This window comes from Nocardioides sp., from assembly GCF_044226305.1.
Lineage (GTDB): Bacteria > Actinomycetota > Actinomycetes > Propionibacteriales > Nocardioidaceae > Nocardioides.
This window is the reverse complement of the sequence record NZ_JBGAHF010000008.1, coordinates 91056-103673: the sequence shown is the minus strand read 5'-3', so window position 1 is coordinate 103673 and position 12618 is coordinate 91056. Positions and strand designations below refer to the sequence as shown.

Here is a 12618-nt window from a genome sequence, read left to right as displayed (position 1 = left end):
CGGTACGGCGGCGGCTCAGTCGTCCTCGAGCCGGAAGCCCACCTTCATGCCGACCTGGAAGTGCTCGACGGCCCCGTCCTTGACCTGGCCGCGGACCTGGGTCACCTCGAACCAGTCGAGGTGGCGCAGGGTCCGGCCCGCACGCTCGATGCCGTTGCGGATGGCCTCGTCGATCCCGTTGGGAGAGGTGCCGACGATCTCGGTGACGCGGTAGGTGCGGTTGCTCATGCCCTGAGGGTAGCCACGACGAGACGCTGTGGAGCCCCGACGTACGATGGGGGTCATGGCCCGGGACGTTCGTCGCAGCACCCGACAGGGGGCGGACGAGGCAGTCCGGATCACCACCGCCCCGTCGAACCGCCGGGACGAGATCGCCGCCCGGCAGCGCCGCTACCTGTTCTCGATGACGCTGCGCTCGGTCTGCTTCGTGGGCGCGATCGTCGCCGCCCTGGCCGGCATCGCCTGGTTGTGGCCGATCCTCATCGCGGGAGCGCTGGTCCTGCCGTACGTCGCCGTCGTCATGGCCAACGCGACGTTCTCGAAGTCCGACGGGTTCGAGCTCCTCGACACGCAGTACGGCCGTCAGCAGCTGACCTCGGGAGCGGATCCGGTCGCGGAACCTCGCCAGCCACCCTTGGACTGAAACCGTCCGCATGACACAATCTTGCGCGCGAGCCGGGTCTCCCCCGTCCTGGTTCGCAACGGTGCCGGACGGCTTCCCCCGTGGCTGTCCGGCACCGTTCCTGTTCCCAGGAGGCTTCCGGTGACCAGCGACATCTGCTCCGCGAAGGGCTGCCAGGCGCCCGCCGCCTGGGAGCTGCTGTGGAACAACCCCAAGCTGCACACGCCCGAGCGGCGCAAGACCTGGCTGGCGTGCGACGAGCACCGACAGTCGCTGTCGGAGTTCCTCGAGGCCCGGAGGTTCTTGCGGGACGTCGTCCCGCACTGAGCGGAGGCCGGCGCCGCAGTCAGCCGCCGATGGCGGACATCGGCCGGTCCGGCTGGAGGAACGACGGATCGTCGATCCCGTGGCCGGCCCGCTTGCCGCGCATGGCGACGACCCAGCGCTCGGCGATCTCCTCGTCGGACGCGCCGGCACGGAGCGCACCACGCAGGTCGGACTCCTCCCGGGCGAACAGGCAGTTGCGCACCTGACCGTCCGCGGTCAGTCGGACCCGGTCGCAGTCGCCGCAGAACGGCCGCGTGACGCTCGCGATCACGCCGACCGTGGCAGGACCGCCGTCGACGACGAACAGCTCGGCCGGCGCGCTCCCGCGCGGCTCGGCGGCCGGCGTCAGCACGAACTCCGCCTCCAGCCGCGCCAGGATCTCGTCGGCCGTCACCATGCCCTCACGGCTCCACCCGTGCTGGGCGTCCAGCGGCATCTGCTCGATGAACCGGAGCTGGTAGCCCTCCGCGACCGCCCAGCGGAGCAGCTCGGCAGCCTGGTCGTCGTTGGTCCCGCGCATCAGCACCGCGTTGACCTTGACCGGGCCGAGGCCGGCCTCCTGGGCGGCGGCCAGCCCGGCGAGCACGTCGCCGAGCCGGTCGCGGCGGGTGATCTCGCGGAACGACTCCCGGCGGATGCTGTCCAGGCTGACGTTCACGCGGTCCAGCCCCGCGGCGGCCAGGGCGTGGGCGGTCCGGGAGAGCCCGAGCGCGTTGGTCGTGAGGGACGTCTCGACCCCGAGCGCACTGGTCGCCCGCACGATGTCGACCAGCCCGCGACGGACCAGCGGCTCGCCCCCGGTGAACCGCACCTCGCGCACACCGAGCAGCTCGACGCCGATCCGGACCAGCCGGACCACCTCGTCGTCGGTGAGCACCGACTCGTCGGGGAGCCAGTCCAGGCCCTCGGCGGGCATGCAGTAGGAGCACCGCAGGTTGCACCGATCGGTCAGCGACACGCGGAGGTCGGTGGCGACCCGGCCGAAGCGATCCTCGAGCTTGCTCGTCTGCACCCCTGCAGTCTAGGTCGCAGGTGGGCGGCGGCTAGCCTCGAGCGGTGCGGTCCTTGCGCTTCCTGCTGAGTCGGCGGTGGCTGCTGTTCGCGCTGATCGTGGTCGTGCTGTGCTACGCGACCTGGTGGCTGGGCGAGTGGCAGTTCCACCGTCTCGACGACCGCAAGCAGCGCAACGCCATCGTCCAGGCCAACGAGGACCGGGCACCGGCAGCGGTCGAGGACGTGCTCGCGCCCGGCGGCACGGTCGACGACGCCGACGAGTGGCGGGTGGTCACGGCCACGGGCACGTACGACGTCGAGGACACCGTCATCGTCCGCTACCGCACCCGCGACGGGGACTCGGGAGTGGATGCCGTCGTCCCACTGGTGACGCAGGACGGGACCGCCCTGCTCGTCGACCGGGGCTGGATGGCCTCGGACAACCAGGGCGCCAGCCCGACCGACCTGCCCGAGCCGCCGTCCGGCGAGGTCACCGTCGAGGGGTGGGTCCGCGCGGACGCCACGGGTGACAGCACGGCGGTCGACGACCACTCGACGCGGGCGATCTCGAGCGCCGCGATCGGAGCGGCGCTCGACCGGCCGGTGTACGGCGGCTTCGTCGAGCTGAGGTCGGAGGACGGGCGGCCCGCCGCCGGCCTGGAGCCGGTGGAGCTGCCCGAGCTCGACAACGGACCGCACTTCTTCTACGGCCTCCAGTGGTGGTTCTTCGGGCTGCTCGCGATCGTCGGGTTCGGCTACCTGGCCGTCGACGAGTGGCGCACCCGCAACGGCGGCGTGGAGGCGGGCCAGGAGGAGGCGCTCGCCGAGCGCAAGCGCCGGCGTGCGGCGAAGAACGCCAAGAAGCAGGCCGTGCGGGCCGCCTACCAGCGTGCCTACGAGGCGGAGCGCCGCGAGCGGGAGGACGCTCAGAGCGCGCGCAGCATCCCGCCGTCGACGGGCACCATCGCCCCCGAGACGAACGAGGACGCCGGAGACAGCAGGAACGCCGCCACCCGGCCGAACTCCGCCGGCTCCCCGTAGCGCCCCAGCGGGACCTCGGCAAGGCCGGCCCGGCGCGCCGCCGCCGGGTCTCCGGACGCCTCCTCCAGCTCCTCGAGCCGCTCGGTGTGCACGCGCCCCGGCAGCAGGCCGTTGACCCGGATGCCGGCCGGCCCGAGCTCGTCGGCGAGGGTCTTCGCGACCATCGCCAGCCCGGGCCGCAGCCCGTTGGAGAGCGCCATGTCGGCCTGGGGCGCGCGCGCGGTCGTCGACAGCACGAACGCGATCGAGCCGCCGGGTCCCAGGACCTCCCCGACCTGGCGGGCCAGCCGCACGGCGCCGAGGAACACCGACCCGAAGCTGGCCGTCCACTGCTCGTCGGTCACGGTCGTGACCGGTCCCCGAGGCGGGCCACCCACGCTCACGAGCGCTCCGTCGAGCCGCCCCCAGCGCTCCAGGGCGGCCCCGACCAGCCGGGACGGCGTGTCCGGGTCGGCGTTGTCGGCCACCACCCCCACCGCCTGCTCCCCGAGGTCGTGGGCGGCGCGGGAGACGGACGCGGCGGTGCGGCTCGAGATGACGACCCGCGCCCCCTCGCCGACGAGCTCGTCGGCCGTCGCCCGACCGAGACCCCGGGCACCGCCGGTGACGAGGAAGACCCGGTCTCTCAGGCCGAGGTCCACGCGTCCGCCTGGCCGGAGTCCTGGAACTGGGTGCGGTAGAGGTCCGCGTAGAGCCCGCCCTCGGCGAGCAGCTCCAGGTGGGTCCCGCGCTGCACGACCCGCCCGTCGGCGACGACCAGGATCTGGTCGGCGTCCCGCACGGTCGAGAGCCGGTGGGCGATGACGAGCGACGTCCGGCCGGCCAGCGCGTTGTCCAGCGCCCGCTGGACGGCGGCCTCGGACTCGCTGTCGAGGTGAGCGGTCGCCTCGTCGAGCACGACGATCGCGGGCGCCTTTAGCAGCAGCCGGGCGATCGCCAGGCGCTGTCGCTCGCCACCGGAGAGCCGGTAGCCGCGGTCCCCGACCACGGTGTCGAGCCCGTCGGGCAGGCTCCGGACCAAGGTGGCGATCTGCGCGGCCTCCAGGGCCTGCCAGACCTCCTCGTCGGAGGCCCCCGGACGGGCGTACAGCAGGTTGCCGCGGATGGTGTCGTGGAACATGTGGGCGTCCTGGGTGACGTAGCCGACGACGTCCTCCAGGGACTGGAGCGTCACGTCGCGGACGTCCTGGCCGCCGACCCGGACCTCGCCGGCGCCGACGTCGTAGAGGCGCGCCACCAGGTGGGTGATCGTGGTCTTGCCGGCGCCCGAGGGCCCGACCAGCGCGACCATCTGGCCCGGCTCGGCGGTGAACGTGATGTCGGCGAGCACCTGGCCGCTGTCGCGACTCTCGGTGCGGGCGATCGACTCCAGCGACGCCAGCGAGATGTCCTCGGCCTTCGGGTACCCGAAGGCGACGTGGTCGAACTCCAGGCTGGACGCCGTCGGCGGGAGCACCACGGCGTCGGGCTTCTCCTCGATGAGCGACGGCAGGTCGAGGACCTCGAAGACCCGCTCGAAGCTGACCAGGGCGGTCATCACGTCGATGCGGACGTTGGACAGGCCCTGCAGGGGGCCGAGCAGCCGCACCAGCAGGGTGGCGAGGGCGAGCACGGTCCCGACGGTGAGCGCCCCGCTGATCGCGAGGTGGCCGCCGACGCCGTACACGACCGCCGTCGCCAGCGCCGGCACCGCGAGCATCGTGGCCATGAACACCCGCTGGATGAGCGAGATCCGGACGCCGAGGTCGCGGACCACGGCCGCCTTGGTCGCGAAGCCGCGGTCCTCCTCGTCCCGCCGGCCGAAGAGCTTGAGGAGCATGGCGCCGCCGACGTTGAAGCGCTCGGTCATGGTGTTGCCCATGTCGGCGTTGCCGTTCATCTGGTCGCGGGTGAGGCCGGCCAGCCGGTTGCCGACCCAGCGCGAGCAGAGGTAGAGGATCGGGAACAGCAGCAGGCAGAGCAGGGTGATCTCCCAGCTCAGCGCCAGCATCGCCACACCGACGACGACCACCGAGATCGCGTTCGACACGACGCCCGAGAGGGTGGTGGTGAACGCCCGCTGCGCACCGATGACGTCGTTGTTGAGACGGGAGACGAGCGCGCCGGTCTGGGTGCGGGTGAAGAACGCCAGCGACTGCCGCTGCACGTGGCCGAAGACCTCGGTGCGGAGGTCGTAGATGAGGCCCTCGCCGATCCGCGAGGACAGGTAGCCGGTGAGCACGGTCAGCAGCGCGTCGAAGACCGCCACCGCAGCCATCGCGAGGGCGAGCACCGTCACGAGCTCCGCGTCGTCGCCGAGGATGCCGTCGTCGACGATGCGCTGGACCAGCAACGGGGAGACGACGACGAGGCCCGCGTCGACGACGGTGAAGACCAGGAACAGGGCGATCAGCGCCCGGTGCGGGCTCGCGTAGGCGACGACGCGCCGGAGCGTGCCACGGGCCAGCCGCTGCTGGGTCGCGGTCCGGTCGGTCCGCAACGACCGGAACGCCGGTCCGATGCCCATCCCCGTGTGCGCCACGTGTCCTCCTCGATCACCGGCCCCGGTCGGACCCCATGGCCCGGCTGTCAGGCCCCCATCAACGCGGCCAGCTCCCGGAACCGCCGGGACTGCGCCTCACGCTCGAGCCGCCGCTGCTCGTCGAGGCTGCGGTCGGCCGCTCCTTGCAGCAGCGCCTTGGTCTCCCGGACCGCACCGGCCATCGGGGCGGTCAGGGCGCCCGCGAGGTCTGCGACCGACGCGTCCAGCTCGGCGACCGGAACGGCGGCGATCGCCAGTCCGATGTCCACGGCCTCCGCCGCACCCACCATCCGGGCGGTCGCGCAGATCTCCAGCGCTCTGGCGTACCCAACGCACTCCACGAGCGGCTTTGTTCCCGTCAGGTCCGGGACCAGGCCCAGCGCCGACTCCTTCATGCAGAACTGCGTGTCGTCGGCGACCACCCGCAGGTCGCAGGACAGCGCCAGCTGGAAGCCGGCGCCGATCGCGTAGCCGTGGACCGCCGCGATCGAGACGAACCGCGGGTCACGCAGGAACGTGAAGCCGCGCTGGTAGTCGTCGATCGTCGCGGACAGCTCGGCGTCCGAGAGGGCGAGCAGTCCGGCGACCGACTCCTCGCCGGAGGTGTTCGCCGGGTCGAGCATCGCTCGGTCGAGGCCGGCGGAGAAGGAGTGGCCCGAGCCCTTCACCACGACGACGCGTACGTCGTCGGGGATCTCGGCCCCGAGGGTGGCCAGCGCCCGCCACATCCTGGGGGTCTGGGCGTTGCGCACGTCGGGGCGGTGCAGGGTGATCGTGGCGACCGGCCCGGTCACGTCGTACTGCAGGCCGGCGCGCTCGAGGGTGGAGGCGTCCATGCTCCGCACGATAGAGGTGCCCTCCCCCGGACCCGCGGCCAGGCAGGCCTACGCCAGCGACACCAGGTCGGCGTAGTCGGGGTTCCAGAGGTCCTCGACCCCGTCGGGCAGGATCAGCACCCGGTCCGGCTCCAGGGCCAGGACGGCGCCCTCGTCGTGGGTGACCAGCACGATGGCGCCCTCGTAGGCGCGGATCGCCGCCAGCACCTCCTCGCGCGAGGCGGGGTCGAGGTTGTTGGTCGGCTCGTCGAGCAGCAGCACGTTGGCGCTGGAGACGACCAGCGAGGCGAGCGCCAGCCGGGTCTTCTCACCTCCGGAGAGCACCTTCGCCGGCTTGTAGGCGTCGTCGCCGGAGAACAGGAAGGACCCCAGCACCGAGCGGGCCTCGGTGTCGGTCAGCTGCGGCGCCGCGCTCTGCATGTTCTCCAGGACGGTGCGCTCGACGTCGAGGGTCTCGTGCTCCTGGGCGTAGTAGCCGAGCTTGAGCCCGTGCCCGGGCTCGACGGCGCCGGTGTCGGGACGGTCGATCCCGGCCAGGATCCGCAGCAGCGTCGTCTTGCCCGCGCCGTTGAGCCCGAGGATGACCACGCGCGACCCCCGGTCGATCGCGAGGTCGACGTCGGTGAAGACCTCGAGCGAGCCGTAGGACTTCGACAGCTCGCTCGCCGTCAGGGGCGTCTTGCCGCACGGTGCGGGCTTGGGGAACGCGATCCGGGCGACCTTGTCGGACTGCCGCTCGGTCTCGACACCGGCGAGCAGCTTCTCCGCGCGCTTGAGCATCGACTGCGCGGCCTGCGCCTTGGTCGCCTTCGCGCGCATCTTGTTCGCCTGGTCGGTGAGCGTCCGCGCCTTGTTCTCGGCGTTCATCCGCTCGCGCTTGCGGCGCTTCTCGTCGGTCTCGCGCTGGGTCAGGTACGCCGTCCAGCCCATGTTGTAGACGTCGATCTCGGCCCGGTTCGCGTCGAGGTGCAGCACCTTGTTGACCGTCGCCTCGAGCAGCCCGGTGTCGTGGCTGATCACGATCAGGCCGCCCCGGTGCGCCTTGAGGAAGTCGCGCAGCCAGACGATCGAGTCGGCGTCGAGGTGGTTCGTCGGCTCGTCGAGCAGCAGGGTCTCGGCGCCGGAGAAGAGGATGCGGGCCAGCTCGACGCGCCGGCGCTGACCTCCGGAGAGGGTCTTGAGCGGCTGCGCGAGGACCCGCTCCTCGATGCCGAGGCTCTGGGCGATCTGCGCCGCCTCGGACTCCGCGGCGTACCCGCCCGCGGCGTGCAGCTCGGCATCGGCGCGCTCGTACCGGCGCATCGCGCGCTCCCGGACCTGCGGGTCGTCGCTGGCCATGTCGAGCTCGGACTGCCGCAGCCGGCGTACGGCGGCGTCGAGGCCGCGGGCGGACAGGATCCGGTCGCGGGCCAGGACCTCGGGGTCGCCGGTGCGGGGGTCCTGCGGGAGGTAGCCGACCTCGCCGGTGGCCTGCACGGAGCCGGACGCGGGCAGCGCCTCGCCGGCCAGGATCTTGGTGAGCGTGGTCTTGCCGGCGCCGTTGCGGCCCACGAGGCCCACCTTGTCGCCGGGTCCGACGCGGAAGCTGACGTCCTCCATGAGCAGACGGGCACCGGCCCGGACTTCCAGGCGGTGAGTGGTGATCATCCGGGGTCCCCGCGGAATCGTGCGGTGGAGGAGCGAAGCGGGGGAATCGCGCGACTCCGTGGGGAGGGGATCATGAGGGCAGAGAGTCTAGATGTGGGTACGGTCCTGACTGACATCGGCGCAGCACCCGAGGAGACAGCATGCGGTTCAACCCCAAGGCGCGGCTCGACACCCGCCGGATGGGCGATGCCGGTCGTTCGGGGGCGCGCGCCGGCGGGGGCGGCGGGCTGCCGATCCCCGGCGGCCTCGCCGGCGGCGGCGTGGGCGGGCTGATCATCCTGGTCATCGTCGTCGGCCTGTCGATGTGGCTCGGGGGCGGGCTGCCCGGCGGCGGCTCGTCCGGCGGCGGCTACGACGACAGCCGGATGTCCGACACCGGCCGCTACGACGGCTGCCAGACCGGCGAGGACGCGAACTCCTCGACCGACTGCGCCCGGGTCGCAGTCGAGAACTCGCTCTACGACTACTGGTCCTCGACACTGCCGGACCAGTCGGACGCGTCGTTCCGGCCCGAGCAGAAGGTCGAGACCTTCACCGGCGCGATCTCCACCGGGTGCGGCCAGGCCTCCGCCGACGTGGGCCCGTTCTACTGCCCGAGCGACCAGACCATCTACCTCGACACCACGTTCTTCGAGGACGTCCTCCAGGGCCAGCTCGCCGGGCCGAGCGGCGCGTTCGTGGAGCCGTACGTGCTGGCGCACGAGTACGGCCACCACATCCAGAACCTGCTCGGCACGATGGGGCGGGTGAAGACCCAGCAGGGCCCGCACAGCGACAGCGTCAAGCTGGAGCTCCAGGCCGACTGCTACGCCGGGATGTGGGCGCGGTCGGCCACCTCGACCGAGGACGCGCAGGGCGTCGTGCTCATCTCCGACCTGACCCAGCAGGACGTGCAACAGGCGATCGACGCCGCCACCGCCGTGGGCGACGACCGGATCCAGCAGCAGTCCGGCCGCGGGGTGGACCCCGACTCGTGGACCCACGGCTCGTCGCAGGAGCGGGTGCAGTGGTTCCGCACCGGCTACAGCTCGGGCTCGCTGGAGGCCTATTGCGCCGTCCGGCCCCCTGGGCGCGCTCCCACCGGTCCCTTCCCCAGCAATTGAACGGAAACGCCCGCCCTACCGCCCGACGAGCGCCTCGAGGTGCGGGAACTGCCGCTGGAGGGCACGCAGGTGCGGCGCGACGGCGGGGTGCCGGTACTTCCCCGCCAGCGCTCCCTCACCACCGGCGACCCGGGCGAGGGCCCACTCGGCGCGGTTGAGGACGGTGTAGACGGCGGTGACGCGGGCGCCGAGGGTGACCTCCTCGCGGGTGGCGAGGCCGTCCGGGAGACCCATCAGGTAGGCGTCGAGCAGCGGTTCGAGCTCCTCGCGCGCGGCGAGGGCGTAGAACCCGAGGTCGGAGCCGACCGGCCCGGTCCCGAGCATCGCCCAGTCCACCGCGAGCACGTCGTCGCCCTCGCGCCCGGGCAGGTTGGCCGGGGTGGCGTCACCGTGGACGGGCACCTGGACCAGCGCGTCGGCCGCGGCCAGCAGCTCCGCGCGGCGGGCCCACAGCACGTCGGCGACGTCGGCCACCGTCGTCCGCGCCAGGGTCCGCCAGCCGCCGTTGCGCTCGACCCGGGCCATCCGGTCGTGCAGGTGGTTGCGGGCCAGCCACGGCGCGGGCGTGAGGTGGCAGCCGGCGAACCTGCCCAGCGCGTGCGCGACGAACAGCCCGCTGGTCGCCGCGTCCTCGACCCACTCCTCGGTGAGCGTGACGCCCTCGTCGTCCTCCTCGACCGCGGCCAGCCGCGGCGAGCGCAGCCCCGGGGTGTCCGCGAGGGTGCCCGCCGTGACGACGTCGGCCGCGCGGCGCCAGTAGGCGAAGTGGCGCGGCTCGGACAGCTCGGGCGGGTCGCCCTCGGCCGGAGCGGCGATCCTCTTGACGACCACGGCCTGGTCGCCGAGCACGGTGCGCCACACACCGACCGTGGACCCACCGGACCCGCTCTGGAGCAGGTGCCAGCCGGGCTGGGGCTGCCACATGCCTCGCACGCTAGTGGATGTCGCGCCTCCAGAACGCGAGCTGGCCCGCGACACTCAGGACCAGCGCGAGCGCGCTCAGCGCCAGGAACGGCGCCCAGGCGAAGGGCTCGGCGGGCACGAACGCCAGGTGCTCGAACGGCGAGAGGTCCTGGAACCACTGCGGCAGCCGCAGCACCTCGCCGAAGAGGAGCACCACCGAGGCGAGCAGGAGCAGGAGCCAGGCGGCCTGCGAGGCGCGTGGTACCGCGCCGTGGAGCAGACGGGCGGTGCCGCTCAGCACGAGGCAGGCCGGCAGGTACGACGCCATGCCGGCCGTCATGCGCAGCACGGCGCTCCCGTCGCCGGTGACCAGCGCGTACGTCGTCCCCAGCCCGACGCCGCACAGGAGCAGCACCACGACCGTGCCGACGACCGTGATCGCGACGTGGCCGACCAGCCAGCGGGAGCGCGGCAGGGCCGTGGCGAGCAGAGGTTCGAGGCGGCCCGCCTCCTCCTCGCCGTGCGGCCGCAACGCGGACGAGACCGTGTACCCGCACACCAGGAGGGCGAGCATCGCGAGCATGGTCGCGTAGAAGGCGTCGACGAGGTTCCCACCGCCCTGGAAGACCATCTCCTTGCTGAGGTCGGAGTCGCCGACGAGGTCACCCACGTCGTCGCCCATCACCCCGAACGCGAGGCTGAAGACGAACATCCCGACGGCCCAGCCGAGGAAGGCCGGGCGCTGGAGGTTCCAGGCGAGACCGAGCCCGCTGCGGAGCCCTCGACCCGCGCGGGCCGGGCCCGGTCGCGTCGCCAGCACGCCCGATCCGTAGTCGCGCCGGTCGAAGACGGCGAACGCCACGGCAGCAGCCACCGCCGCGCCGACGACGAGGAGCAGCAGCGGCCACCACCGCAGGCCGGAGAAGGCATGCATGGCCTGGTACCAGCCGATCGGCGACAGCCAGCTCAGCACGGGCGCGCTGACGTCCCCCACCGCTCGGAGGCCGTACGACAGGCCGATGACGGTGCCCGCGAGCCCGTAGGTGCCGCGGGCACTCGAGGACAGCTGCGCCGCCAGCAGCGCCGTACCGGCGAAGAACCACCCACAGCCGGCGACCCCGACCCCCAGCCCGAGCGAGTCAGCGGTGGCGAGCCCGTAGGCGATCAGGCTGGCCGCGACCAGGAGGCCCACCACGACGCTCGCCAGCAGGGCGTCGAGCAGCGCCGCGGCGCTCGTCGCGTACCGCCCGACGGGAGCGGCTCGCAGCAGCTCGTCGCGACCGGTCTCCTCCTCGGCGCGGGTGTGCCGCCCGACGATGAACATCACCATCAGGCCGACGACGACCGCCCCGAAGGCGGACGCCTGCCAGGCGACCTGGCCCCCGGTGGTGTTCAGCGCCCGCGCCGGCCCGGCCATCGCGACGAACGCCGCGTTGTCCCCCATCCCGGCGGCGGCCCGGTCGAACTCGGCCTGGGTGGTGTACAGGCCGTCCACGCTCCAGCCCTGGCTGACGTAGAGCAGAGCCGTGCCGAGGCCGAACCACAGGTAGAACCAGCGGTCCCGCCTCAGGAACACGCGCAGGAAGGTGAGGGTGCCGGTCACGTGTCGGCCTCGGCCCCCGGCTCCACCTGGTCGCCGTAGTGCCGCAGGAACAGGTCCTCCAGCGTCGGCGGCTGGCTGGTCAGCGACTCGACGCCCGCGGCCTGGAGCGCGTCGAGCACCGGGTCGAGCGCCGTGCTGTCCACCTCCAGGTGGACCCGGTGCCCGTCGACCTCGACGTCGTGCACGCCCGGCAGCGCGTCCAGCCCGGTCGCGACGCTGCGGAGGTCGGCCGTGATCGAGGTCCGGGTGAGGTGCCGGAGGTCCGCGAGGGTCCCGGACTCCACGCAGCGGCCGGCGCGGATGATGCTCACCCGGTCGCAGAGCCGCTCGACCTCCTCGAGGATGTGGCTGGACAGCAGGACCGAGTGCCCCTCGTCACGGAGCGCGTCGACCTCGCGGCGGAAGACGGACTCCATCAGCGGGTCGAGCCCCGAGGTCGGTTCGTCGAGGACCAGCAGCTCGACGTCGGTGGCGAGCGCGGCGACGAGCGCGACCTTCTGCCGGTTGCCCTTGGAGTAGCTGCGTCCCTTCTTGGTCGGGTCGAGCTCGAACGCCTCGAGCAGCCGGTCGCGCCGCGACCGGTCCACTCCCCCGCGCAGCCGGCCGAGCAGGTCGATGACCTCCCCGCCGGTGAGGTTCGGCCACAGGTTCACGTCCCCGGGCACGTACGCGAGGCGTCGGTGCAGCTCGGCCGCGTCGGCCCACGGGTCGGCGCCGAAGAGCCGCACCTCCCCCGCGTCCTTGCGCAGCAGGCCCAGGAGGACCCGGATCGTGGTCGACTTGCCGGCGCCGTTCGGGCCGAGGAAGCCGTGCACCTCGCCGGCGCTGACCGTCAGGTCCAGCCCGTCGAGCGCCCGGACCTTGCCGAACGACTTCACCAGGCCGCTGATCTCGATGACAGGTCCGTCGGTCACCCCTCGACGGTAACGCCGGCGACCTCGGGTGCGCAGGGGCAGAGGGTGCAGATCGACGTGCCCGAGGTCCCTGTCCTGGAGCGTCGCGGTCCTGGAGGTCGCGGCCGT

At 72.8% G+C, this 12618-nt stretch carries 13 protein-coding genes; 4 read left to right on the top strand and 9 right to left on the bottom strand.

Going from position 1 to position 12618, the window contains the following annotated elements:
* Positions 1-15: 15 nt before the first annotated feature.
* Positions 16-228 (bottom strand): dodecin, encoded by a 213-nt coding sequence (locus ACILQ5_RS10460; RefSeq protein ID WP_395657937.1) that lies wholly within the window; start codon positions 226-228, stop codon positions 16-18.
* Positions 229-283: 55 nt separating this feature from the next.
* Here ACILQ5_RS10460 and ACILQ5_RS10455 point away from each other — a divergent pair, with 55 nt between their 5' ends.
* Together ACILQ5_RS10455 and ACILQ5_RS10450 are read left to right on the top strand one after the other, a co-directional pair.
* Positions 284-643: a DUF3099 domain-containing protein gene (locus ACILQ5_RS10455; RefSeq protein ID WP_395657936.1), complete on the top strand. Its 360-nt coding sequence runs from the start codon at positions 284-286 to the stop codon at positions 641-643.
* A gap of 120 nt (positions 644-763) precedes the next feature.
* On the top strand, positions 764-949 hold the full coding sequence (locus tag ACILQ5_RS10450) for an acetone carboxylase (protein ID WP_395657935.1): 186 nt from the start codon (positions 764-766) through the stop codon (positions 947-949).
* A 19-nt stretch (positions 950-968) separates the two neighbouring features.
* Here the strand turns inward: ACILQ5_RS10450 and moaA are convergent, their stop codons facing one another.
* Positions 969-1961, bottom strand: coding sequence for a GTP 3',8-cyclase MoaA (gene moaA, locus ACILQ5_RS10445; RefSeq protein WP_395657934.1), 993 nt, complete (start codon positions 1959-1961; stop codon positions 969-971).
* Positions 1962-2005: 44 nt separating this feature from the next.
* On the opposite strand from moaA, the gene ACILQ5_RS10440 reads away from it, so the two are divergent.
* The gene (locus ACILQ5_RS10440; RefSeq protein WP_395657933.1) at positions 2006-2983 is read left to right on the top strand and encodes an SURF1 family protein; all 978 of its coding nucleotides are present in this window, start codon (positions 2006-2008) and stop codon (positions 2981-2983) included.
* On the opposite strand, the gene ACILQ5_RS10435 is transcribed toward ACILQ5_RS10440, so the two are convergent.
* The 4 genes from ACILQ5_RS10435 to ACILQ5_RS10420 all read right to left on the bottom strand — a co-directional run bounded on the left by ACILQ5_RS10435 (position 2869) and on the right by ACILQ5_RS10420 (position 7987).
* Positions 2869-3624, bottom strand: coding sequence for an SDR family oxidoreductase (locus tag ACILQ5_RS10435; RefSeq protein ID WP_395657932.1), 756 nt, complete (start codon positions 3622-3624; stop codon positions 2869-2871). The genes ACILQ5_RS10440 and ACILQ5_RS10435 overlap by 115 nt on opposite strands.
* Entirely contained in the window at positions 3609-5489 is a 1881-nt protein-coding gene (locus tag ACILQ5_RS10430; RefSeq protein ID WP_395658047.1) for an ABC transporter ATP-binding protein, read from the bottom strand. Before ACILQ5_RS10430 ends, ACILQ5_RS10435 begins: the two co-directional genes overlap by 16 nt.
* 62 nt (positions 5490-5551) lie before the next feature.
* On the bottom strand, positions 5552-6340 hold the full coding sequence (locus ACILQ5_RS10425; RefSeq protein WP_395657931.1) for an enoyl-CoA hydratase/isomerase family protein: 789 nt from the start codon (positions 6338-6340) through the stop codon (positions 5552-5554).
* A 48-nt stretch (positions 6341-6388) separates the two neighbouring features.
* Positions 6389-7987, bottom strand: a complete 1599-nt coding sequence (locus tag ACILQ5_RS10420; protein ID WP_395657930.1) for an ABC-F family ATP-binding cassette domain-containing protein — start codon at positions 7985-7987, stop codon at positions 6389-6391.
* Between the two features lie 140 nt (positions 7988-8127).
* On the opposite strand from ACILQ5_RS10420, the gene ACILQ5_RS10415 reads away from it, so the two are divergent.
* Positions 8128-9090 carry a neutral zinc metallopeptidase gene (locus ACILQ5_RS10415; RefSeq protein WP_395657929.1) on the top strand — a complete coding sequence of 321 codons (963 nt, stop codon included), beginning with the start codon at positions 8128-8130 and terminating at the stop codon, positions 9088-9090.
* Positions 9091-9105: 15 nt separating this feature from the next.
* Here the strand turns inward: ACILQ5_RS10415 and ACILQ5_RS10410 are convergent, their stop codons facing one another.
* The 3 genes from ACILQ5_RS10410 to ACILQ5_RS10400 are packed head-to-tail and all read right to left on the bottom strand — an operon-like array spanning position 9106 to position 12510.
* Entirely contained in the window at positions 9106-10014 is a 909-nt protein-coding gene (locus ACILQ5_RS10410; RefSeq protein ID WP_395657928.1) for a phosphotransferase, read from the bottom strand.
* A gap of 10 nt (positions 10015-10024) precedes the next feature.
* Positions 10025-11596 carry an ABC transporter permease gene (locus ACILQ5_RS10405; RefSeq protein WP_395657927.1) on the bottom strand — a complete coding sequence of 524 codons (1572 nt, stop codon included), beginning with the start codon at positions 11594-11596 and terminating at the stop codon, positions 10025-10027.
* Positions 11593-12510 (bottom strand): ATP-binding cassette domain-containing protein, encoded by a 918-nt coding sequence (locus ACILQ5_RS10400; RefSeq protein ID WP_395657926.1) that lies wholly within the window; start codon positions 12508-12510, stop codon positions 11593-11595. Before ACILQ5_RS10400 ends, ACILQ5_RS10405 begins: the two co-directional genes overlap by 4 nt.
* Positions 12511-12618 lie beyond the last annotated feature (108 nt).

What these genes read in the sequence shown, in the direction of transcription:
- ACILQ5_RS10420 (WP_395657930.1), bottom strand. Translation starts at nt 7,987, where the DNA reads ATGATCACCACTCACCGCCTGGAAGTCCGGGCCGGTGCCCGTCTGCTC.
- ACILQ5_RS10415 (WP_395657929.1), top strand. Translation starts at nt 8,128, where the DNA reads ATGCGGTTCAACCCCAAGGCGCGGCTCGACACCCGCCGGATGGGCGAT.
- ACILQ5_RS10460 (WP_395657937.1), bottom strand. Translation starts at nt 228, where the DNA reads ATGAGCAACCGCACCTACCGCGTCACCGAGATCGTCGGCACCTCTCCC.
- ACILQ5_RS10455 (WP_395657936.1), top strand. Translation starts at nt 284, where the DNA reads ATGGCCCGGGACGTTCGTCGCAGCACCCGACAGGGGGCGGACGAGGCA.
- ACILQ5_RS10410 (WP_395657928.1), bottom strand. Translation starts at nt 10,014, where the DNA reads ATGTGGCAGCCCCAGCCCGGCTGGCACCTGCTCCAGAGCGGGTCCGGT.
- ACILQ5_RS10430 (WP_395658047.1), bottom strand. Translation starts at nt 5,489, where the DNA reads ATGGGCATCGGACCGGCGTTCCGGTCGTTGCGGACCGACCGGACCGCG.
- ACILQ5_RS10425 (WP_395657931.1), bottom strand. Translation starts at nt 6,340, where the DNA reads ATGGACGCCTCCACCCTCGAGCGCGCCGGCCTGCAGTACGACGTGACC.